20 protein-coding genes are annotated in these 20,670 nt (G+C 43.1%); 14 read left to right on the plus strand and 6 right to left on the minus strand.

All coding sequences use genetic code 11. From position 1 onward, the window contains the following. Nucleotides 1-198: 198 nt before the first annotated feature. Nucleotides 199-2,700: a caspase family protein gene (locus tag F6K51_RS03720; RefSeq protein WP_293018145.1), complete on the minus strand. Its 2,502-nt coding sequence runs from the start codon at nt 2,698-2,700 to the stop codon at nt 199-201. Nucleotides 2,701-2,807: 107 nt separating this feature from the next. Between F6K51_RS03720 and F6K51_RS03725 the strand changes: the two genes are divergently transcribed. The 3 genes from F6K51_RS03725 to F6K51_RS03735 all read left to right on the plus strand — a co-directional run bounded on the left by F6K51_RS03725 (nt 2,808) and on the right by F6K51_RS03735 (nt 5,122). Continuing rightward, complete coding sequence (locus tag F6K51_RS03725) at nt 2,808-3,266, plus strand: hypothetical protein (protein WP_293018146.1); 459 nt, start codon at nt 2,808-2,810, stop codon at nt 3,264-3,266. A 24-nt stretch (nt 3,267-3,290) separates the two neighbouring features. After that, the gene (locus tag F6K51_RS03730) at nt 3,291-3,413 is read left to right on the plus strand and encodes a hypothetical protein (RefSeq protein WP_293018147.1); all 123 of its coding nucleotides are present in this window, start codon (nt 3,291-3,293) and stop codon (nt 3,411-3,413) included. A 281-nt stretch (nt 3,414-3,694) separates the two neighbouring features. Further along, a complete protein-coding gene (locus F6K51_RS03735) occupies nt 3,695-5,122 on the plus strand; it encodes a hypothetical protein (protein ID WP_293018148.1) in 1,428 nt (475 codons plus the stop codon). 35 nt (nt 5,123-5,157) lie between these two features. On the opposite strand, the gene F6K51_RS03740 is transcribed toward F6K51_RS03735, so the two are convergent. Further along, nucleotides 5,158-5,394: a hypothetical protein gene (locus F6K51_RS03740; protein WP_293018149.1), complete on the minus strand. Its 237-nt coding sequence runs from the start codon at nt 5,392-5,394 to the stop codon at nt 5,158-5,160. Between the two features lie 147 nt (nt 5,395-5,541). Further along, the gene (locus F6K51_RS03745; RefSeq protein WP_293018150.1) at nt 5,542-9,177 is read right to left on the minus strand and encodes an NB-ARC domain-containing protein; all 3,636 of its coding nucleotides are present in this window, start codon (nt 9,175-9,177) and stop codon (nt 5,542-5,544) included. A gap of 801 nt (nt 9,178-9,978) precedes the next feature. Here F6K51_RS03745 and F6K51_RS03750 point away from each other — a divergent pair. From F6K51_RS03750 to F6K51_RS03780, 7 genes are all read left to right on the plus strand, one after another. Continuing rightward, on the plus strand, nt 9,979-10,515 hold the full coding sequence (locus tag F6K51_RS03750; RefSeq protein ID WP_293018151.1) for a helix-turn-helix transcriptional regulator: 537 nt from the start codon (nt 9,979-9,981) through the stop codon (nt 10,513-10,515). Nucleotides 10,516-10,717: 202 nt separating this feature from the next. Next, nucleotides 10,718-11,185 carry a helix-turn-helix domain-containing protein gene (locus tag F6K51_RS03755; protein ID WP_293018152.1) on the plus strand — a complete coding sequence of 156 codons (468 nt, stop codon included), beginning with the start codon at nt 10,718-10,720 and terminating at the stop codon, nt 11,183-11,185. Nucleotides 11,186-11,252: 67 nt separating this feature from the next. Next, on the plus strand, nt 11,253-12,191 hold the full coding sequence (locus F6K51_RS03760; RefSeq protein ID WP_293018153.1) for a nucleotidyltransferase domain-containing protein: 939 nt from the start codon (nt 11,253-11,255) through the stop codon (nt 12,189-12,191). 284 nt (nt 12,192-12,475) lie between these two features. After that, entirely contained in the window at nt 12,476-13,234 is a 759-nt protein-coding gene (locus tag F6K51_RS03765; RefSeq protein ID WP_293018154.1) for a nucleotidyltransferase domain-containing protein, read from the plus strand. Between the two features lie 126 nt (nt 13,235-13,360). Further along, a complete protein-coding gene (locus F6K51_RS03770; RefSeq protein ID WP_293018155.1) occupies nt 13,361-13,975 on the plus strand; it encodes a hypothetical protein in 615 nt (204 codons plus the stop codon). Nucleotides 13,976-14,032: 57 nt separating this feature from the next. Further along, nucleotides 14,033-14,158 carry a hypothetical protein gene (locus F6K51_RS03775; protein WP_293018156.1) on the plus strand — a complete coding sequence of 42 codons (126 nt, stop codon included), beginning with the start codon at nt 14,033-14,035 and terminating at the stop codon, nt 14,156-14,158. After that, nucleotides 14,145-14,912: an SDR family NAD(P)-dependent oxidoreductase gene (locus tag F6K51_RS03780; protein WP_293018157.1), complete on the plus strand. Its 768-nt coding sequence runs from the start codon at nt 14,145-14,147 to the stop codon at nt 14,910-14,912. Before F6K51_RS03775 ends, F6K51_RS03780 begins: the two co-directional genes overlap by 14 nt. Nucleotides 14,913-15,224: 312 nt before the next feature. On the opposite strand, the gene F6K51_RS03785 is transcribed toward F6K51_RS03780, so the two are convergent. Continuing rightward, the gene (locus tag F6K51_RS03785) at nt 15,225-15,476 is read right to left on the minus strand and encodes a hypothetical protein (RefSeq protein WP_071103539.1); all 252 of its coding nucleotides are present in this window, start codon (nt 15,474-15,476) and stop codon (nt 15,225-15,227) included. Nucleotides 15,477-15,754: 278 nt separating this feature from the next. Here F6K51_RS03785 and gcvT point away from each other — a divergent pair, with 278 nt between their 5' ends. Next, nucleotides 15,755-16,912, plus strand: coding sequence for a glycine cleavage system aminomethyltransferase GcvT (gene gcvT, locus F6K51_RS03790; protein WP_293018159.1), 1,158 nt, complete (start codon nt 15,755-15,757; stop codon nt 16,910-16,912). Nucleotides 16,913-17,065: 153 nt separating this feature from the next. On the opposite strand, the gene F6K51_RS03795 is transcribed toward gcvT, so the two are convergent. Next, nucleotides 17,066-17,506 carry a DUF4079 domain-containing protein gene (locus F6K51_RS03795; RefSeq protein WP_293018160.1) on the minus strand — a complete coding sequence of 147 codons (441 nt, stop codon included), beginning with the start codon at nt 17,504-17,506 and terminating at the stop codon, nt 17,066-17,068. 190 nt (nt 17,507-17,696) lie between these two features. Between F6K51_RS03795 and F6K51_RS03800 the strand changes: the two genes are divergently transcribed. After that, the gene (locus tag F6K51_RS03800; protein WP_293018161.1) at nt 17,697-17,873 is read left to right on the plus strand and encodes a hypothetical protein; all 177 of its coding nucleotides are present in this window, start codon (nt 17,697-17,699) and stop codon (nt 17,871-17,873) included. Further along, complete coding sequence (locus tag F6K51_RS03805; protein ID WP_293018162.1) at nt 17,863-18,048, plus strand: hypothetical protein; 186 nt, start codon at nt 17,863-17,865, stop codon at nt 18,046-18,048. Before F6K51_RS03800 ends, F6K51_RS03805 begins: the two co-directional genes overlap by 11 nt. 10 nt (nt 18,049-18,058) lie before the next feature. Here the strand turns inward: F6K51_RS03805 and F6K51_RS03810 are convergent, their stop codons facing one another. Further along, complete coding sequence (locus tag F6K51_RS03810; protein ID WP_293018163.1) at nt 18,059-18,445, minus strand: DUF1830 domain-containing protein; 387 nt, start codon at nt 18,443-18,445, stop codon at nt 18,059-18,061. A gap of 583 nt (nt 18,446-19,028) precedes the next feature. Between F6K51_RS03810 and F6K51_RS03815 the strand changes: the two genes are divergently transcribed. Beyond that, nucleotides 19,029-20,609: a photosystem II high light acclimation radical SAM protein gene (locus tag F6K51_RS03815; RefSeq protein WP_293018164.1), complete on the plus strand. Its 1,581-nt coding sequence runs from the start codon at nt 19,029-19,031 to the stop codon at nt 20,607-20,609. Nucleotides 20,610-20,670 lie beyond the last annotated feature (61 nt).

Genomic DNA, 20,670 nt, shown 5'->3' on the forward strand with positions numbered 1-20,670 from the left:
CAGGTAACTCGCGGGGAAAACCCCAAAAAGAGTTATAACTATTCATCTGGATGGCGGTGCAAACCCGACCCCTAGAAGNACTTGTGAGTAGATTTTTTTCTGGGTCATAATTGGGATTTTTATTGACTACCCCATTTACCCAGATTTTTCTGTTTTGTCCAACCCCTCCCCTACTTGCTTTTCAAGCACTTGTGTCCGTCAGCAAGCCCGAGCGCTATGTCCAGTGAGGGTGTACAGGTGTTGGCCTTCGCGATTCCACAGTTTCGCCGTGTTGTCATAACTAGCAGTAGCGATAGTTTCGCCATCTGGGCTAAAGGCAACGCTCCGGACAAGTGCCGTATGTCTGTCTAGGCTATTAAATTCTTTCACTCCATAGAGAGATTGCCGTAAACTAGCGATCACTCTAACTCTAGTATCACCTTTTACCCAATACGCCTTGTTGAGTTTTCTTACTGCCCTTAAACTCTCTTTTAGAGCATCAAAGGGTTGCTCTAAGGTAAACAAGAGTTCTGAAGATTGACTCAGGAGTTCGATTTCACCTCGTCTTGCCTCTCTCGCCTGTTTACTAGACTGTAACCCAAAAGCTGTCGAAACAACTGTCCCCAATACCAACACACCAATAAACGCTCCCGCCACTAACCGGCGGTTACGGGTGATTTGCTTGTGCTTGTGACGGCTTACCTCAATATATTCCTCGGCCAGCCCATTCAACATGCCCAACTTACCATACTCGTTTAAATACTCCTGGGCTTCTACTAACCTCCCCCCTTGCAACAGTAAACCAACATCATCACGCTTCTTTCCCTTCTGCTGCCATTCAAGAGCCGCCGCTTCCAGCTTACGTTCCACCACCATTGCTTCTCTGTAAGTCTGCTTCCATTCCACCAACCTTCCCCAGTGGCGAATTAAGGCTTCATGAACTACATCCAAAACCACATCCTGGGAATTTTCCTCATGGCTTCTGGTAATCAAGCGGTTGTCTGAACTGGCTAACTTCTGGCTAACAGCATCAAGCAGTTCTAAACTGTGGTGAGAATTGACTAACTGACCGAGGCGTATTCGTCTACGGGTATCGAGAGTATCTCCCACTTGAGTTAATTCCAACAACAAACGCCTAGCCACACTTTGTTCTTCCGGTGAGAGACTATCAAATACCTGATTGGCTCTCTTTTCCAGAGTTCCCTCAATTCCCCCTAACTGTTGATAAGTCTCTAACCGTAAAAACGTTTCCTGCTGCTGTCTTGACTGTTTCCATAATTCCGTCAGAGTATATTGGAGCAGGGGAAGGCTGCCTGGATAATCTTCCACATCGTTAATCAGTTGCTGTTTTAATCTGCCCTCAATCCTTAATCCTACTAATTCCGCCGGTTTAGCGATCGCTTCTTCAATTTCCTGACAGTTCAAGTGTTCAACATTGATTAATGGTCTATTAATCTTCTCTACTAATTTAGGATACTCTTGCAGCCACCCCCGAAAGTCAGAGCGCATAGCAATTAATACAATTAGATTGTTGGTATTCTCGATTAATTCAATCAAACGGTCAAAGAATTCTTGGCGTTGGTAAGGCTTGATCATGGTGAAGCACTCTTCAAACTGGTCAATCATCATGACCACCCGAGTTTTACTAGAATTCTCTGGTTGGTTCTGCTCGCCCTCCCCCTTTTCCAGCACCTCCTGTAACATTTTCCAAGGTATTTCACTAGGAGTGAAAGGTTCCAAATAATGCCAGCGATCGCTTCCAGCAATAGCCTGCCCTAACTTCAGCTGATACAATAATCCAGCCCTAACTAAGGAAGACTTGCCACTACCGGAAGCCCCTAACACCATCAGCAGACGGTCTTTAGTTTTAACTCGCCCAATTAACTGCTCGGTCAACTTAGAGCGACCGTGAAACACCAGAGCATCCTCTGGTTTAGCGGTAAAATAAGACAGAGACCGGTAGGGGCACTTATCCTGAAAGCTCAGTTTCGGAAACAGGGTAGTCAGTAGAATGGCTTGTTCAGAGTTAGCGATTAAAGGACGTTGGGAAGTCATTGACATCCGCTGCTCAATAAACTCTGCCAAATTATGACTAGTAACAATACCATCCGGGTGATTTTCCGGATTCAACCCTGCCAGTAACGCCTTGGTAAATACTCCTTGTTCATGGCTAATCTCTACTCCCGGTTCATAGGAACGAGTAGCAGTAATCAAGCAGTAAATTTTCTTTGTTGGAATAAAGTTTAGTAACTCGCCACTGTAGCAACAATCTAACCAAATCACTACCTTTTTCACTGAGCTAGTTGCGATTTGCTCACCCAACTCCCGCAGAGGATAGCCATAAATTCCCACATCAGGAAAGGCATCACTAGTGACTAAGAAAACTTCCTCAATACCATCCACCTCTTGTCTACAGCCATGGCCTGAAAAGAAGAATAAGGCGGTTTCTGGGGCTTGGTTGGGAGCGGGAGGATTAAACAGATTAGCGACTGCTGACCTTAATTCCTCTAATTTTACTATGCCTCTGCTCGATAGTTCCTCTGGTTCTTTTTGAGTCAATCCAAGGGGTAAATCCTGAATCCGAAACGGTTCATAGCCAGATTCATTTAATCGTTGAGCAACATTTTTTCCATCTTTGGCGGCAACAGTCAGGTCGTTAAAGTTGGTGTGTTCTGGATAACGGTTAATGCCAACGATTAGGGCTTCCCATTTTGGTATCATTGGAGAAATGTTGTCAATTTTGATTAGGTTAAAATACTATCAATAATTTTAGCACTAGGCTAATTTTTCGTGTATAAAGATAGTGATTGAAGTAGTGGCAGTGGCTGATGAATACTAACAAAACCCTATTAGCTTTTTTACTTGCTCTGACTGATTTAGACACACCCTTGAGTCAAGCTGAGACTAAGAGCATCAAAGAAATTGGCGATCAACTCGATGCCCAACCTCTGGCCTGGGAGAGGTATACCAAACCCAAGTTACTAGAGATGATTGCAGCTAATCCTGAGTTAAATCAACGTTACCAAATTTACTCTACCCAACTTATTAACACTAGGGTCGATATTCCCCTAGAGTATCTACCAACAGAAGCGGAAATCCAGCAATTCGATACCACTAGTAGTGTCTGGGTCATCAAAGGATATAAACCTAAGTCATCACCTACAGGCTATGACCAACACATTAATAATATTGTGATTGTCGTCAGTCGTACAGAACAGCCAGAAGCAGCTGTGAAACAATTACCCTTGGAAAAACTGAAACAGTTTTTAGGGACTTCTAAAAAGTAAAGTACCCAATTCGGGAGTTGGGAGATGGGGAAATGGGGAGATGGGGAGATGGGGAGATGGGGAGATGGGGAGATGGGGAGATGGGGAGATGGGGAGATGGGGAGATGGGGAGATGGGGGAATAAAATTGAATGTAGCTCGTAAGTAGGATCAACGCTATACTCAGAAATTGGCGTTGGGTCAGTCTTCGAATGAATACAGAGTAGAGTGGGCATCCTGCCCGCCCGAAAATAACCATGAAACTGGCAAGATGCCAGTTCCACGCCTGATGCATTAACTGGCAAGATGCCAGTTCCACGCCTGATGCCCATTCCACAGGATTTTTAGCCTGTTCCCTGTTACCTGTTCCCTGCTCCCTACTCCCTACTCCCTACTCCCTGCTTCCTAAAATAATAATTTGTACCTCACCCAATTGAAAAGAGTGCTATAGTGAGCGATCTAATCTTTCCAACTCTGGATTTATTTTTATATGATTTACGAGATGCTCTCAACCTCACTGAAGCTGAGAAGCAAGAAAAGCAAGCTAAGTTCCGAGCTAAACTCCCAGCCGATAGTAAATTTTCCGATCCTGATCTAGAAACCAAATATTTAGAACTACTCCCTAGAAAAAAGTACTATGACTTTACGACAGCTAACAATACCCTAGAAGGGTACTACTATCCTGTCCGCTTAAATGATACCTATGGCTTGCAAATTGATTGTTCCATTAACAATCAAACTGACCCCCAAACCCCTGACTGTTTTGCCAGACTCCGAGCCGAAATTGAATGGAGATTACAAGGAGAAATGGCGACCCTAGGGCAAACCTGGATGCTTTCTGGATGGTTAGCAAAAACGTCGAGCAAAAGCTATGAATACATTGCTCAATCCTGTTATCAGGTTTTCCAGACAGCGGCCAATTGGTCACAAGATTTACAAGGAGTCTCAACACCAGAAAGTTATAAAAAACAGGAAAAAGACATTGCCAAATCTGGTGATAATGTTTTCGATAAAGGGGCGAATTGGTCACAAGATTTACATGGAAAAGGCAGGTTATTTGGTGGTGAAGTTTTTGAGCTGTGGCGATATCAACCCCTGAATCAGGCCAACTGCCATGTAATCATTATGATCTTTCCTGACCAAGCAAGTATGGAAAAGGCAGCGGAGTTGTATACGGATTGGATGGGTCTGTTTAGTTATAGAAACAAAATTTTATGGGCTTACAGCCAAAGTCGCTTAATCAAAAATTCATTGGTCAATTTCTATAAGCAGGTTGAAGCAAATCAGAGACTTATCAATGACCAAAACGCTTCTGGCTTTAGGGAGCAAACCATAGCCGCAAAACTGGATGATATTCAAAAGTCTTTGGATAATTATACCCTAGATTTGCCTAAACTAAATTTTCAAAACCAAATTATCGAGATTAATTTATTCAATTATCAAACCCGTTTAGAAATCATCAACCAAAAATGCCAAGAATTAGGGGCCGATAATAATCTGAAGTTTTTAGAAACGTTTAGTAAAGAAGTAAAGCAAAATTACTTATTGCAGGTTACTAAAGACTATGATACTATGGCGCTAGGCTTACGGCTACTAGAAACCAGGATAAATGCCATCCGTAGTCAAATTGAGCTGGAAAAAGCAGAACGCGATCGCACTTTTCAAAATATAGTAACGGTAGTTGGTGCGGGCACAGCGGTTACAGCTTTAGTGGATTTTGAAGCGAAGCAGTGTAAGGCTGTATCCAAGATTATAAAACCCTTGGAGAACAGTTGTAAAAACCCTTTAATCAATAGTGTGATAGTACCTGTTGGGCTCATCCTGATCTTTGGAGTAATTGCTTTGTGTCTCAAAAAAATATTATCTGCTAGTAGGTAGGGGTGAACTGAGCTGTTGCACGATTGAAATTAATCCTATGGTGGGCAGTGCTTACCGTTCCCAGATCCGTAGAGTGGGCATCCTGCCCGCCCGAAAATATATTGAAACTGGCAAGATGCCAGTTCCACGCAAGATGCCCATTCCACGGCAAGATGCCCAAATCTAAGGAACGGGCAAGATGCCCATTCCACGGCCAGATGCCCAAATCTAAGGAACGGGCAAGATGCCCATTCCACGGCCAGATGCCCGTTCCACCAAGATGCCCATTCCACAGGTGCGACCCGTGGCGAATTTAATAATTAGATGCGGAAAGCGCACCTAAAAACTCTTAAAATCATTCCATTATTAAGCAACGCCCCCGACTCCCGACTCCCGACTCCCGACTCCCGATTCCCGACTCCCGACAACTGCCACGAAGTCTAATCAACTGCTCCCAACGCTTTCAGGGACGTAATAGTTGCTTTTGTTAAACCAGTAACACCAGCTATATTCATCCCCTCATAGGGTCTAGGCACTCTCAGGGTTTTGATACATTGACCCGTCTCAATATCCCAAAACTTAATTGTGCCATCGTTGCTGCTACTGGCCAGCATTAAACCATCTCGACTGAAAGCAACAGACCATACCAAATTAGTATGTCCATGGAGAGTTTTTAAACATTCACCTGTCTGAACATCCCAGAGCTTACAGGTTTTATCATAACTACCACTGACGATCAGTTTACCATTAGGGTTGAACGCCACTGAGCGTAAGCGATGGGTGTGTCCACGCAAAGTGTTGAGACACTCACCAGTGCCAACATCCCAGAGCCTGACCGTGTGGTCTTCACAGCCACTAGCGAGAATTCTGCCATCTCCACTAAAGACAACGGACTTGATGATATTCCGGTGTCCCTGCAAAGTACTCAAACAGTCACCGGTGCCAACATCCCAGAGTTTAACGGTTTGGTCTTCACAGCCACTAGCAATAATTGTGCCATCTGGACTGAAAGCTACTGACCAGACCAAACTCCTGTGTCCTAATAAGGTCTGGAAACACTCACCGGTGCTAATATCCCAGAGTCTTACTTTATCGTCATTATGACCACTGGCTAAGATTTCTCCATTGGGACTAAAGGCGACTGAAAGTACCCACTTGGGTCCGTGGAAGGTGTTGAGGCATTCACCAGTGCTAATATCCCAGAGTCTGAGGGTTTGGTCTTTAGAGCCACTAACTAAGATTGTACCATCTCGACTAAAGGCAACAGAAAATATCAAATTGGTATGTCCTCGTAAGGTATCGAGGCATTCACCGGTACCAACATCCCAAAGTCTGACGGTTTGGTCTTCACTGCCACTGGCGAGGGTTGTGCCATCTGGACTGAAAGCAATAGACCATACGCCATTGGTATATCCTCGAAACGTGTTGAGGCATTGACCAGTGTTAATATTCCATAGCCTTACAGTTTGGTCATCACAACCACTTGCTAAGGTTACGCCATCTGGACTGAAAGCAATAGACCATACGCCATTGGTATGTCCGTACAACTTATTAACACATTCACCGGTGCTAAGATTCCATAGCCTTACGGTTTTGTCATCACTACTACTGGCGAGAGTGGTTCCATCTCTACTAAACCCGATTGACCATATGCTTTTTGTATGTCCCCGCAGAATCTTAACGCATTCACCGGTACTAAGATTCCATAGCCTTACGGTTTTGTCATCACTACTACTGGCGAGAGTAGTTCCATCGGGGCTGAAAGCCAGTGACCTGACCTGCTGAGAGTGTCCTTGTAAGGTGCTGAGGCATTCACCTGTATCAGAGTCCCAGAGTTTGACAGTTTTATCTTCACAGCCACTGGCGAGAATGGCACCATCGGGACTACAAGCTACGGCTCTTACGCTCTGGGAGTGCTCTGACAAGATGTTCAAGCATTCACCGGTACTAACATCCCAGATTCTAACGGTTTTATCGCCACTGCCAGTAGCAACAATTGTGCCATCTCCACTGAAAGCAACTGACCATATTCTACTCCTATGTCCTCGCAAGGTGTGGAGGCATTGACTGGTAGCAATATCCCAGAGCCTGACGGTTTGATCTTCAGAGCTACTAGCCAAAATCTGAGTATCTTCACTGTTACCATCATCTAGCCTAGTAAAGGCCAATGACCATACCCAACTGGTGTGTCCCTTTAAGGTTAAACGGTATTGACTATCGGCAATTTGCCACAGATGAATCTTGCCCATGCTATCACCTGCAGCCAAAAGCTGGCCATCGGGGCTAAATGCTACTGACAAAATACTACCAAAGGGTTGAGTAAAAACTGATTTAGCGATGGTAGCATTAGCGAAGTTTACATCTAGCAACTCTACCCCCTGAAGGTAAGCTTGCAAAATAGTGAGATTAGAAAAATCATAACCCCTTAAATCAGTTTTAAGTTGGCAGAGCAGATTAAGGATATTACCGGCTACATAGCCTACCTTTGGCACCAAGTCTTCTCTTATCTTTGAAAGACTACAATTTAGGGTTTCTTCCAGACGACCTTGACTAGTCAAACTAGCGATTAGCCGATCGATTACTGGTTTGAGGAGCAGAAGGGATTGAGCTTCCCGAAGGTACTGTTTTGCCAAAGCCTTCAGCAAACAATGAGAATTAAACAGAGCTATTTTATCTGTGAGTATTTCCTGACTAACCTGCTCAATGACTTTTTCAGTCATGTACTCGATCAGGACAGGTTGCAGGGTAAAGCCTGCTGAACTTTTTTCCAAAGGTAAACGTCTTTGCAGGGATTGCAGTGTTACTGGTAACTGTTGTTTAGCGACTGGTGAGAGGATATCCTCTCGGAGTTGGGCAAGGGAAACTGCTTCCCGATTAATTGCCAACCAGTACAGAATTTCCTGTTCTTGGTCTGACAAGTGCTCAAAGTGCCAGGTTAACACTTCACGAAAGTCATCGAAGACTAGTTTACCTTCTGCTAAAAAGTCGCCAATATTACCCAAAAAAACTTCATCAATATGCTTGGCAACAATTTCTAGAGATAAAGGATTACCGTTGTAAAATTGAATCAGTTTTTGCCATTGCTGATCTGAACCAGAGAAGGAGGCAATGGAATTAAATATTTTCTTGCCATTTACAACATCAAAACCGCTTAATTCCAGGCAACGAACCGGTCGTGTTTTGCCTTCAAGTCTGGCAATGGCGTGGGGCTTCTCTCGGCTGGTGATCAACAAGCAGCTTTGATGGGAGACTTCTCCAATTTGTCGGAACAGTTGCTCATACTGCTCATATCCCTCTCGATATTGCCCAGGCTTCTCACCACCTTGTAGAATTGACTCCACATTATCCAGGATTAGCAAACAGCGATGCTCACGCAAATAGTGAAGTAGTAGTGATAGTTGAGCATCTAGGGTGTCTGGTAAATCTGTTTCTACCTGGTTGGAGAGAAATTTGATCAGCTCTTCAAGAATTTTGATAATGGGAGGAGCATTCAGTAGCGTACGCCAAATTACGTACTCAAAGTCATCCTGAATGCCATGGGCTAGCTTGAGGGACTGATCAGTTTTGCCAATTCCCCCCTTACCTAGCTTCAGGGAGAGTCCAGTTTTACCAATTCCACCCATTCCTAGAATTGCCACAACTCGGCAACGATCATTGAGAATCCATTCCACTAAGGTAGCTAATTCTTCGGTACGTCCAAAAAAAACTGGCACATCCGGCGCTGCTGACCAATCTACTCGATTTGGGGGGATTTTAGCGGTTGTCTTCTGGATTGAGGACTTAGGGAGGCTGTTCTCAATTACATATTCCCAGTTAAGTCCTAAAACTTGGCAAAATACCTGGAAAACTTGGGCATTAATCGGTTTTCCTTGCAAGAAGCGTTTCCAAGTAGCTAGGGAGACACCAGGAGCATAGATTTCTTGCAACCCATACTCCGAGGATGCCCAGTCGATATCTGGATTTAAGATCTTACTCGCCTCGACCAGCCATCTGTGATCCTCTATCGTCCATCCCTTTCGGTTTCGATACTGTTTAATTGTTAGTCTTCCCTGTCGAGATGCTTGTAAAGATGGCAAAATCTCACCTCAGCTATAGGATTTACAAATAGGTCATGAACAATCTTGCTGATGTCTCATAACATCAAAAACTCTTTGGAGCTCTTTCCTACTATTCCCTGTTCCCTGATCCGAAGTTCCCTGTTTCGACGGGTCCGCTGTTTACATTTCAAATAAAAATGCATACTATATTAGAATCAAACCAATAGCTAAGCTCAAGGAAATCGCAGCTAAACTCTGGTAAACGCCCTTAGGCATATTCCAGGTCTAAGAGGCTATTTTAAAGGTGTTGGAGCCTACTCGTACATACCCCCCTAACCCGCCAAAGCAAGGGGGTAAGTGGCTCAAAGTCCCTCAGATTTCCGATAATGATCGCTGATGCCAAACATGTGTTACTTCTCAAACATCCTCGCGACCCAGAGAATCTTAATGGGCTACGCCCACGCTACGCGATGAAGCTTTGCTTCCGCTAAGAGCGATCGGAGCCTCTGTCAGTAGACATACTCCTAAAGTAAGTGACAAGATCCCACCAACACTTAGGTTCGCTTTCCCCATTAAGAATTAAATTCCACACAGGTCGCACCTCAGGAAACCTCTTCACAATCCTGTTCACAATTCTTTGCTACTTGATGTGTTAATAATCCAAACTAGAGCCAGCTGAGAAATCAAAATTATTATACTTTATTATACCAATTGTCAAGTGCCAATTTTGGCTCATCTGTTGTGATCACCAGCTGAGCCAAAGCTGATCCAAAACTGTGTCTAGCAAAGGCTGGGCAAATTCGGAATTCTGGATAATGTGTAATTCAGGTAATGCTAGTCATGGCACAAACAAGATCAGAACCCCCATTACTGATCCAAGCAATCCTTGAGGGGTTTGTGGATGGGGTGCTGATTCTAACTATTAACCAAGATTGGTTTCATGCCAATGAGTGTGGACGTCGAATGTGTTCTCAAATCACTCAAGGTAGGTCACAGATAAATTCTATCCCTGACCAAATTTGGCGAGTTTGCGAATCATTAATTGATAGTCGTGAGTGGTTTTGCGATCGCAAACTAATTCTCGAAGCTGAAATTAAAGTGGATAAGTCAGTTAACTTTCGGGTTAGGGTTAGATGGTTAACGTTAGAGTTATCCCCAGATCCTTACCTCTTAGTAACCCTAGAAGATCAAAATCAATCTTATCAAAATTCCGCTAGCACTGATGCGCTCAAATATGGGTTAACTCCCCGGGAAGAGCAAATATGGTCACTTAAAAAAGCGAACTTTACTTACCGAGAAATTTCCCAGCAGCTATTTATCAGCATCAATACGGTTAAAAAGCACTTAAAAAACATTTACGCCAAACAAAAATACTGATAGGTATTACCATTAATATATAGCACTCCTCAATTGATTTAGGGACTTTAGCCCTGGCTTTTAGGGAGTAGGTATTGGTGGTAATCAAATTTAAATTTGTTCATCATTATAATTACTAATTTAACTAAACTTATTACTACGTTGAGTTAAGAATCATAAAATATACTAATTTTTTTTTTCAAAAATAGGGGAGCAAAACTCTATGTCAAATAAAGAAAACCGAGAGTTGGATAAGTGGATTAAGAGTAATCCAGATTCAAGAGAATTAAAAAGAGCGCTAGCTGTAAAATTTGCCATACAAGGCTTGGAATATCAAGCAATATCCGAATTATTAAATGTATCAAAGAGCTTCATTAGTAAGTGGAGAAAAATTTTTTATGCAGCGGGTGTAGAAGGATTAAAATTATCTTATAAAGGGGGTAAAGGCTATTTAAATAAACAACAAAAACAAGAAGTTATCACTTGGATAAAAAAACGATATAAATGTAATTTTGATCAATTAGAGGGTTATTTAATTGAGGAATATAATGTAGTTTTTAAATCCCGAACTAGCTATTATAAATTAATAGCTGAAGCCAGGATTAGTGTGGAAGAAGCAAAAACCAATAATCATTATAAAAATAAAGAATTATTGGATAAAATACTGAATCGTATTTACAATCAAGCCTAGTTTTATATCTTACTTAAGAATGCTATAATATTTTAATATTAGGGTTGATACAAAAAACTTATAATAAATGAATCCTCACCTAATCTTGCCAGTCGGTACCCAAGTGGTAACTCGTGTGGCTGCTAAAAACTCTGCGGGTGAAACATTATGTGTACAAGGAGCAGTCGGTGTAATAGTCAAGGCACCAACAGATGATTCTCATGCCTATCGGGTGCGTTTGCCTAATGAGAGGGAAGTTACCCTAGGTCGCCATGAATTTAGTATTCGTAAACACTTCCAAAAAGAAGGGTTACAGCTCTCGGAAGACTTACTCACAGAGTTAAATTTATATGATCATGTGATCTACCGCTGTGTAGTAGGGTCGAGAGCATTTGGTCTGGATGATGAAAACTCTGATATAGACAGACGAGGTATTTACCTGCCACCAGCTGTGGTTCACTGGTCTTTGTATGGAATTCCGGAACAGTTAGAAAACCACGAGACTCAGGAGTGCTACTGGGAGCTGCAAAAGTTTATCATTTTGGCACTGAAAGCTAATCCAAATGTGTTGGAATGTCTCTACACACCACTAGTGGAAACAGCCACTCCCCTAGCCAAGGAATTGCTAGCTATTCGAGATATTTTTCTGTCTAAGTTGGTTTACCAAACCTATAATGGGTATGTGATGTCCCAATTTAAGAAAATGGAGCAAGATTTTCGGACTAAAGGAGCAGTTCGATTAAAACATGCTATGCACTTAATCCGTTTATTGCTCTCAGGGATCACAGTCTTGAAAGAGGGGTTTGTACCAGTGAAAGTTGAGGAGTATCGGCAACAACTCCTAGCCATCCGTCGGGATGAAATGCCATGGCAGGAGGTTACTGCTTGGCGATTGAGTTTACATCAAGAGTTTGATGCTGCTTTTGCCAACACTAATTTGCCAGAACGTCCGGATTATGAAGCAGCTAATCAGTTTTTGATTAAAGCACGTCAAAGTATGGTTTATAGGAAAGGGAACAGGGAATAGGGAATAGGGAACAGGGAACAGGGAGTAGGGAGTAGGCAACAGGAAACCAAAATTATCACAATTATTACACGGATTGCTATAGTTATACAGCGTTTTTCCTAACTATTAGGTGCGCTTGACCCATTAAGAATTAAATTCACCACAGGTCGCACCTGAGTTACACAGGATTGTTTCACTATTGCCTCTTGCCTCTTGCCTCTTGCCTCTTGCCTGCTCCCTTCTCCCTGCTCCCTACTCCCTGCTTCCTAAAAACATGTACCTCACCCAATTGAAAACTGCTGTATATGAATTTAAACCAAAAACTACTATCTGTAATTTCTACTCAACCCCATCCACTGTTATTTGCTACCCTCAGTGGAGCCCATTTGTATGGTTTCCCTTCACCAGATTCTGATTATGATTTGCGTGGTAGTCACATTCTGCCAGTGCAGAAGGTTATAGGACTGGACCCGGGACCGGAAACGATTGAAGTCTCGGAAATTCGGGATTCCATAGAACTGGATCTAGTCACTCACGATATCAAAAAGTTCTTTGAGATGCTGCTGAAAAAGAATGGTTATGTCTTAGAGCAGCTGTACTCACCCCTAGTTATTCACACTACACCGGAGCATGAGGAATTAAAAGCGATCGCAAAACAATGCATTACTCGCTACCATGCCCATCACTATCTAGGATTTTCCCGAACCCAATGGAAACTGTTTCAAAAGATGAGTCCATGTCGCGTCAAACCCTTGCTTTATGTCTATCGGGTGCTGTTGACTGGTATCCATTTAATGAAAACTGGGGAAATAGAAACTAACTTGGTTAACCTCAATGAGGTGTTCCAGTTACCTTATATTCCAGATTTAATTGCTCGAAAGCTAGCAGGAGTAGAAAAGTCTGTATTGGAAGATACAAATTTTTATTTTCATGAGGGAGAATATAATCGTCTACAGAGTAAATTAGAGGAAGCATCTGAGTCTAGTTGGTTACCAGAAGCACCATCAGCTAAGGATGCTTTGAATGATTTGCTCTGTAGATTGAGGATGGCAAATTTACATTGAAATTGCTATATAGCAAAGGGAACAGGGAGCAGGGAGCAGGGAGCAGGGAGCAGGGAGCAGGGAGCAGGGAGCAAGGAATAAAATTTCTAGAAAATGCTATAATAATAATTATAAATAAATTTTTAAATGAAAGTAAAACAATTAGCAATTTCTAGTATGATATTTGCTCTGCTTGTGCTTGGTTGTGCTAGTGAAACCCCAGCAGATAAGACCCAGCCTCAGCAGGTAGCAGGGGATTGTGGTGAACGCCAATGTCAGGAAGTTTTAGCTGACCTTGGCGATAGTTTTCCAGAACAAATAGCTGAATGGGAAAGGGAGTGTAGTGATAGCAAAAGTTTAAGTTTAAAGGTTTTTCAGAATCAAGAAGAACCCCAGCGAGTCAGCTTTATTTGTTGGGATAAACCCGTAGGAAATGGCAATCGCACTGGTACATGGTTAGGGGTTTTGCCGTTAGTAGCGAATGATTCTACGTTTGTGAAGCCATTGGTTTGCTCTAATTCTGACCAACAGTGCCAGAAAGTATTGCCTCAATTACGCAGAAATGCTCCAGAGCTAGTCCAGAAAGCAGAATTTAAATGCGCGACCAAACAGGGGTCTCTATTTTTGAGAGTTTCTGAGCAGGAAATCGATATTCGTTGCGGGTTTTTTGCGACCTCTGTTTGGGATGAAAATGGCGATGGCTTAGTGGATAATGAAGACCCAGTTAGTGTTGATATTTCAGTGGGGACTTTTAAACGCTAAAGTTTTATAATTAAGGGGATAGCTGATATCTAATACTATAGCATTTCCAAATATATCATGAAAACTCAGGCTAATTTACACTGCCCCCTACTCCCTACTCCCTACTCCCTACTCCCTACTCCCTACTCCCTACTCCCTACTCCCTACTCCCTACGGGGAGCGCTAATAAATGTCTATAGATAGAATTAACAATGCCAATGCCTTAATTATCGGTTCCAATGGAGGTATTGGTCTGGCTTTTGTCAAACAATTGCTGCAAGATGAATCCTTTACCAAGATTTATGGCACTTATCGTAACCGTGATTCTAGTTCGGAATTAATTGCCCTTGAAAGCAACTATCCTAATCGATTAGTTTGTCTATCGATGGATATCACCGACGAGTTGCAAGTATCTGAAGCTGTCAAACAAATTAGTGTAGGGATAGACAAACTCCACTTAGTGATTAATTGTGTTGGATTGCTTCATGACGGCAGCTTACAACCAGAAAAAAGCCTGAAACAGATTAATTCAGAACACTTGATGCGTTACTTCCAGGTTAACAGTATTGGAGCAGTGTTGCTGGCTAAACATTTATTACCATTATTCCGTCATAGCGATCGCAGTATTTTTGCTAGCATTTCTGCCAAAATTGGCAGTATTGGTGATAACCAACTGGGAGGATGGTATGGCTATCGAGCATCGAAAGCAGCCTTAAATATGTTTATGCGAACGGTGGCGATTGAATACAGTAGAAAAAGTCCTCAAACTATCGTTGTCACGTTACATCCTGGTACAACCAATACGCGCCTTTCTAAACCCTTTCAAAAAAATGTACCTGCTAATAAGTTATTCCCAGTAGAGCGTACTGTTAATCAACTACTGGCGGTGATTGAAAAGCTGGATAAAGGGGATAGTGGACAGTTTTTCTCCTGGGATGGAAGCCAGTTACCTTGGTAAACTAGTGTAAGCATTTAGCTATCAGCTATCAGCTATCAACTATCAGCTATCAGCTATCAGCTATCAGCTATCAGCTATTAGCTATTAGCTATCAGTTATCAGCTATCAGTTATCAGCTATCAGCTATCAGCTATCAGCTATCAGCTTTTGAAGAAAACAGCTAAGGATTAGTTTAATTGGAGGAAAGTCTTTTAAAGAAAACAGGTAAGGATTAGTTTAATAGTCACGAAAGAGGTTGATTTTAAGCTGACCACTGACCGCTGACCGCTGTTTGCGTAGCGTGGGCGTAGCGCATATGCTTACATAAAGCCTTTATTCAGTCTTTAGGACTGACTCTTTTGAGTCGTCTTTGGCAACGTTATCTCTGGGAAAACCGGATATCAATCCGCTTTCAATCATCAAACCAATCCCGGCATTAATCACAACTAAGCTTAAGGTTCCTAACCAAAACCAAGGCTCTCCTTCAATTCTTTTAGAAACGGCTTCTCCAAATAAGCATAAGCCTAAGGGAAAAAGCAGAACTCCAGCTTGAGATTTGATATACCAAATTAGTTTCTTGTTCATGAGAGTGCTATAGTCTTTACCAAGATAATATAGTAGCTTAATGGTGATCAATTTAAAAGGGGGCGTATTTACTAACTGTTTACCAACTGTTGTTAATAAAACGCGAAATTGTAACGGGCAAGATGCCCATTCCACATTGTGCTACACGGGCAAGATGCCCATTCCACATTGTGCTACACGGGCAAGATGCCCATTCCACATTGTGCTACGGGAACCCATGGGATTATACCAGATAGATGTTACACTTACCTGATAACTGAACACCATTATTAAAACCCGTGGCAAATTCCCCAGCATCTCCAGAGTCCCAATCCGAAACCCCTAAATTGGCTCGCACTCCCCTATTTGACCAGGTGGTAGCACAAAATGCCCGCTTGACAGCTTTTGCGGGTTGGGAAATGCCAGTCCAATTTAGTGGATTGAAAAAAGAACATGCTGCAGTACGAACTGCTGTCGGAATTTTCGACATCTCCCACATGGGTAAGTTTGCTTTTCATGGTAAGCAACTACGGGAGCAATTGCAGTCTCTAGTACCTTCGGATTTAACCCGCCTGCAACCGGGTCAAGCTCAATACACGGTGTTGTTAAATCCCAATGGTGGAATCATTGATGACATTATCTTCTACTACCAAGGTGAAGAGGAGTCTGGGGAGCAGCGGGGGATGATGATTGTTAATGGAGCAACCTGCACCAAAGACAAAGACTGGTTGTTAGCTCACCTGGATGCTGACTTAGTTACCTTACAAGACCTCTCAACATCAAAAGTGTTGATCGCAGTACAGGGACCATTGGCGATATCACATCTTCAGCCATTTGTCAAAGAAGCGTTAGCACCAGTCAAAGCCTTTGGACATCTAGAGGCAACGGTGTTGGGGAAACCGGCATTTATGGCTAGAACCGGCTACACGGGGGAAGATGGATTTGAGCTGATGCTAGACCCAGATGTGGGCATAGAGCTGTGGCTGACACTTTTAGAGTCTGGTGTCACTCCCTGTGGTTTAGGTGCCAGAGATACCCTGCGCCTAGAAGCAGCAATGGCACTGTACGGACAAGATATTGATGATACCACGACACCTTTAGAAGCTGGGTTAGGTTGGCTAGTGCATCTTGATAGCAAAGGACACTTCATCGGACGCTCGGTGCTAGAGCAACAAAAAGCAACAGGGATCCAGCGCAAGCTAGTTGGGATCCAGATGCAAGGAAGGCAGATTGCTCGCCATGGTTACCCAGTCCTAGCTGATGGTGAGGTGGTAGGAGTTGTCACTAGTGGTACATTAGCACCAACCTTAGGAAATGCGATCGCACTAGCCTATGTTCCCAGAAAGTTGGGCAAAGTTGGACAGCAGCTGGAAGTAGAAATCCGGGGTAAATCCTATCCCGCCGTTGTGGTCAAGAAGCCTTTTTATCGCTCTGAAAATCGTCCATCGGCCAAGTAAAGCTATCCATGGCTGACAGATAACCTTAAACTTTCAACTTTCAACTTTCAACTTTCAACTCTCAACTCTCAACTTTCAACTTTCAACTTTCAACTTTCAACTCTCAACTTTCAACTTTCAACTTTCAACTCTCAACTTTCAACTTTCGATTGCCTAATGCCTAATATATTTCTGGACAACTTCCCAACCAGTCAGGGAAACCCAGGTAAATCCCACTAGCAAGGCAATGTTGGTAGCAACGTGAACAGCCCTTGCTAAGGGTTGTTGAGGACTAATTTGGGTAGCACTAAAGGCTGAGAGCAACACCAGTGCTACCACAGACCATCCAGCTATTAAGTGGGCTGAATGACCTAGATGACCGTAATGGCCGATGGTACCTACTAAACCAATCCCCAGCAGAACTAAGACTAGAGCGACCATGATCCAGCCAATGATGTAGTGCAAAGGGCGTAACCAAGTCGGTCGTGGGCGTCCGGAGTGACGTTGATAAAACGCAATGCTGCCGGTGATTGCCAGGAGTACATAGGCAAAGAGGGATAAACCCATTGACCAAGCAGCAATTTTCCAGAGCCAGAGAAAAGAAGGGAGATTCACAGGGTGATGGGGTGATGGGGTGATGGGGTGATGGGGTGATGGAACAGAATCTCAAGATCTGTTCTTGTTCACTTTTGAATTACCCTTGCTATGGTTACAGACCAAGTTACAAGTTACAAGTCTAGCACTATAGCCTATTTAGCTTGAACTCTAAACCTACCCGAAAAGGGACGCCTGGGTAAGAACAACCTTGGCCTTTTGGCCACGCTACGCGAACGGCCACGCTACGCGAACGGCCACGCTACGCGAACGGCCAGACAACCAGACAACCTTCAACCAAACCACCTTGGCCAATAGGCCACGCGATCGCGTTCAACCAAACAACCTTCAACCAGACAACCTTCAACCAAACCACCTTGGCCAATAGGCCACGCGATCGCGTTCAACCAGAGAACCAGACAACCAGACAACCAAACCACCTTGGCCAAAAGGCCACGCGTTCGCGTTCAACCAAACAACCTTCAACCAAACAACCTTCAACCAAACAACCTTCAACCAATGAAAAAGGGGTTGCTCCTGTTGTAAGCAACCCCAAAGTATAGATTATAGTAACTAGACCGCGCTAACCAGCCTAGGCAATTTTTCAGCTAACACTCTTGGACTATCAACTGTTTCTGGATGTGGTTTGATATCAGCAGGTTTGGCTGATTGGGCGGAAACAGCATAGCCATAAGCATTACCACTTTGGCTAACCAATAAGCGGTAACAAGGGATGGTATCTGAGAGAATAGAACTTGCCATCATCCCCGTATGTATTTCTAGAAGAGCCTGTGGCGGTGCTTCAAAAACTAAGCGCTGCCCTGGGAAAACAACTCTTTCAAAGTACCAGTTAGGTATATTAGTTATTCTAGCAATCTGGATCTGGCTAGTAGCGTTCACATAGCCGCACAGAAGGGAATCTTGGCTATCTGAAGGAATAGGATCAAAAACTTGTGTCATATCTATTAATTCTCTAAAGGTTAATTTATTACAAACACCAAGGTAGCATTGATGATTCCGGCGAGCTGTAAACATGGCTACTAATTATTGGAGTTTACCTCAGCCGATCACCAACAAAACACCGTTAATATGCTGATTATTGGGATTATTTAGGATTATTTGCTGGTTTTAGCGATATTCAGCATCATTCAGGTGTAATGCTCACTCTATAAACCCTATTATATGACTTTACTCTATTAGATTACTTTATGCTGATTTTTGATCCCTATAGACAAAACTACCATACGCTTGAGGTAAGTCCCTAATTTTGGTAAAGTTAAGATATGTAAACACCAATTTCATAATTGTTGCCCACCCTTGGTAAGTTCTGCCCGCCGTAGTCTCAAAGTAGAGAAAACGGCGGTAGATAAATCTGTCTATAACTCTAGCTATAACTCTAGGTATAGATCTGCCTTGAAATCTTGAGCTTAATTGGCCTTTGGGCCACGCTACGCGAACGGAATTGGTCAAGAATAACCCAAACTAACCTTGCTGATAAAAAAAACTTATAATAACAAAAAATCATTACTATAAACAGTTACCAATGGAACAGAAAATACTATATGTTCGCCTTCCGTGTAATCCAATCTTTCCGATCGGGGTGGTTTATTTAGCTGACCATGTTCATAAACAGTTCCCGGATGTAGAACAGCGCATTTTTGACTTGGGAACTGTACCTCCCCTAGACTTTGGCAGCGCCTTGGATACTGAGATAGACCAGTTTAAACCAACCCTGTTGGTATTTTCCTGGCGCGACATTCAAATCTATGCTCCAGTGGGTGGTAGGGGTGGTAACCCGCTCCAAAATGCCTTTGAGTTTTACTATGCTGGCAATCCCTTGGTGAAATTACGGGGAGCGCTGGGGGGTCTGCGTTTAGCTGCCTCTTACTATGGCGAACTGTGGGGGAACTTGGGGTTAATCAAACAAGGACTCAAACGAGCTAAACGATATAACCCAGACGCTCGCCTGATTGTGGGGGGTGGAGCAGTTAGTGTATTCTATGAGCAGTTGGAAAATAAACTGCCAACTGGAACCATCGTTTCCGTTGGAGAAGGGGAAACCTTACTCACGAAACTTCTCCGGGGTCAGGACTTCGATGATCAGCGCTGTTATGTGGTAGGGCAAGCTAAGCCACGCGATCGCATGATCCATGAGTCTCCCACTGCCATTGAAAAAATTGCTTGCAACTACGACTATATTCAAAGCATCTGGCCCAGGTTTGATTATTACTTCCAACAGAACGACTTTTACATTGGAGTTCAAACCAAGCGTGGGTGTCCCCATAACTGCTGCTACTGTATATATACCGTTGTAGAAGGCAAACAGGTACGGATTAACCCGGCAGATGAAGTGGTCGCAGAAATGCGGCAACTCTATGACCGAGGCATCCGCAAGTTCTGGTTCACTGATGCTCAGTTCATTCCTGCCAAAAAATTCATTGGTGATGCCGTTGAACTGTTGCAAAAAATCCTTGATTCTGGTATGAGTGACATTAACTGGGCAGCATACATTCGGGCAGACAATCTTACCCCAGAATTATGCGACCTGATGGTAAAAACCGGGATGAATTACTTTGAAATCGGGATTACCAGTGGTTCTCAGGAACTGGTGCGGAAAATGCGCATGGGCTATAACCTACGCACCGTACTGCAAAACTGTCGTGATTTAAAAGCAGCTGGCTTCAATGACCTAGTTTCCGTCAACTATTCTTTCAATGTGATCGATGAAACCTTTGACACCATTCGTCAGACTATTGCCTATCACCGGGAACTAGAGCAAATATTTGGTAGGGATAAAGTAGAACCAGCCATCTTCTTCATTGGTCTACAACCCCATACCCATTTAGAACAGTACGCCTTTGACAAAACTATCCTCAACCGGGACTATGATCCCATGAGTCTGATGCCCTGGACAGCCAAGAAACTCCTATGGAATCCCGAACCCCTAGGGTCTTTCTTTGGTGAAGTTTGTCTGGAAGCTTGGCGGCAAAATTCTAATGATTTTGGGCGTGAAGTGATGAAAATCCTTGAAGAAAGACTAGGAGTGGCTCCATTAGAAGCAGCCCTCACTGCCCCAATATTACCAAATAAACACCAAGAAAAAAAACTAGTTTTAAATAACTAGAAAGGGATAATGGCAAAATTAAATTAACAAGTTTAAATAACAAAATTTAATTAACAATTTT

It is taken from the genome of Moorena sp. SIO3I8, assembly GCF_010692325.1.
Taxonomy (GTDB): domain Bacteria; phylum Cyanobacteriota; class Cyanobacteriia; order Cyanobacteriales; family Coleofasciculaceae; genus Moorena.

Excerpts from the sequence above, each read along its gene's own strand:
- F6K51_RS03780 (WP_293018157.1), top strand. The coding sequence starts at position 14,145 with ATGTCTATAGATAGAATTAACAATGCCAATGCCTTAATTATCGGTTCC.
- F6K51_RS03755 (WP_293018152.1), top strand. The coding sequence starts at position 10,718 with ATGTCAAATAAAGAAAACCGAGAGTTGGATAAGTGGATTAAGAGTAAT.
- F6K51_RS03810 (WP_293018163.1), bottom strand. The coding sequence starts at position 18,445 with ATGACACAAGTTTTTGATCCTATTCCTTCAGATAGCCAAGATTCCCTT.
- F6K51_RS03815 (WP_293018164.1), top strand. The coding sequence starts at position 19,029 with ATGGAACAGAAAATACTATATGTTCGCCTTCCGTGTAATCCAATCTTT.
- F6K51_RS03720 (WP_293018145.1), bottom strand. The coding sequence starts at position 2,700 with ATGATACCAAAATGGGAAGCCCTAATCGTTGGCATTAACCGTTATCCA.
- F6K51_RS03750 (WP_293018151.1), top strand. The coding sequence starts at position 9,979 with ATGGCACAAACAAGATCAGAACCCCCATTACTGATCCAAGCAATCCTT.
- F6K51_RS03775 (WP_293018156.1), top strand. The coding sequence starts at position 14,033 with ATGAAAACTCAGGCTAATTTACACTGCCCCCTACTCCCTACTCCCTAC.
- F6K51_RS03730 (WP_293018147.1), top strand. The coding sequence starts at position 3,291 with ATGGGGAAATGGGGAGATGGGGAGATGGGGAGATGGGGAGATGGGGAG.
- F6K51_RS03760 (WP_293018153.1), top strand. The coding sequence starts at position 11,253 with ATGAATCCTCACCTAATCTTGCCAGTCGGTACCCAAGTGGTAACTCGT.
- F6K51_RS03770 (WP_293018155.1), top strand. The coding sequence starts at position 13,361 with ATGAAAGTAAAACAATTAGCAATTTCTAGTATGATATTTGCTCTGCTT.
- F6K51_RS03785 (WP_071103539.1), bottom strand. The coding sequence starts at position 15,476 with ATGAACAAGAAACTAATTTGGTATATCAAATCTCAAGCTGGAGTTCTG.
- F6K51_RS03725 (WP_293018146.1), top strand. The coding sequence starts at position 2,808 with ATGAATACTAACAAAACCCTATTAGCTTTTTTACTTGCTCTGACTGAT.
- F6K51_RS03765 (WP_293018154.1), top strand. The coding sequence starts at position 12,476 with ATGAATTTAAACCAAAAACTACTATCTGTAATTTCTACTCAACCCCAT.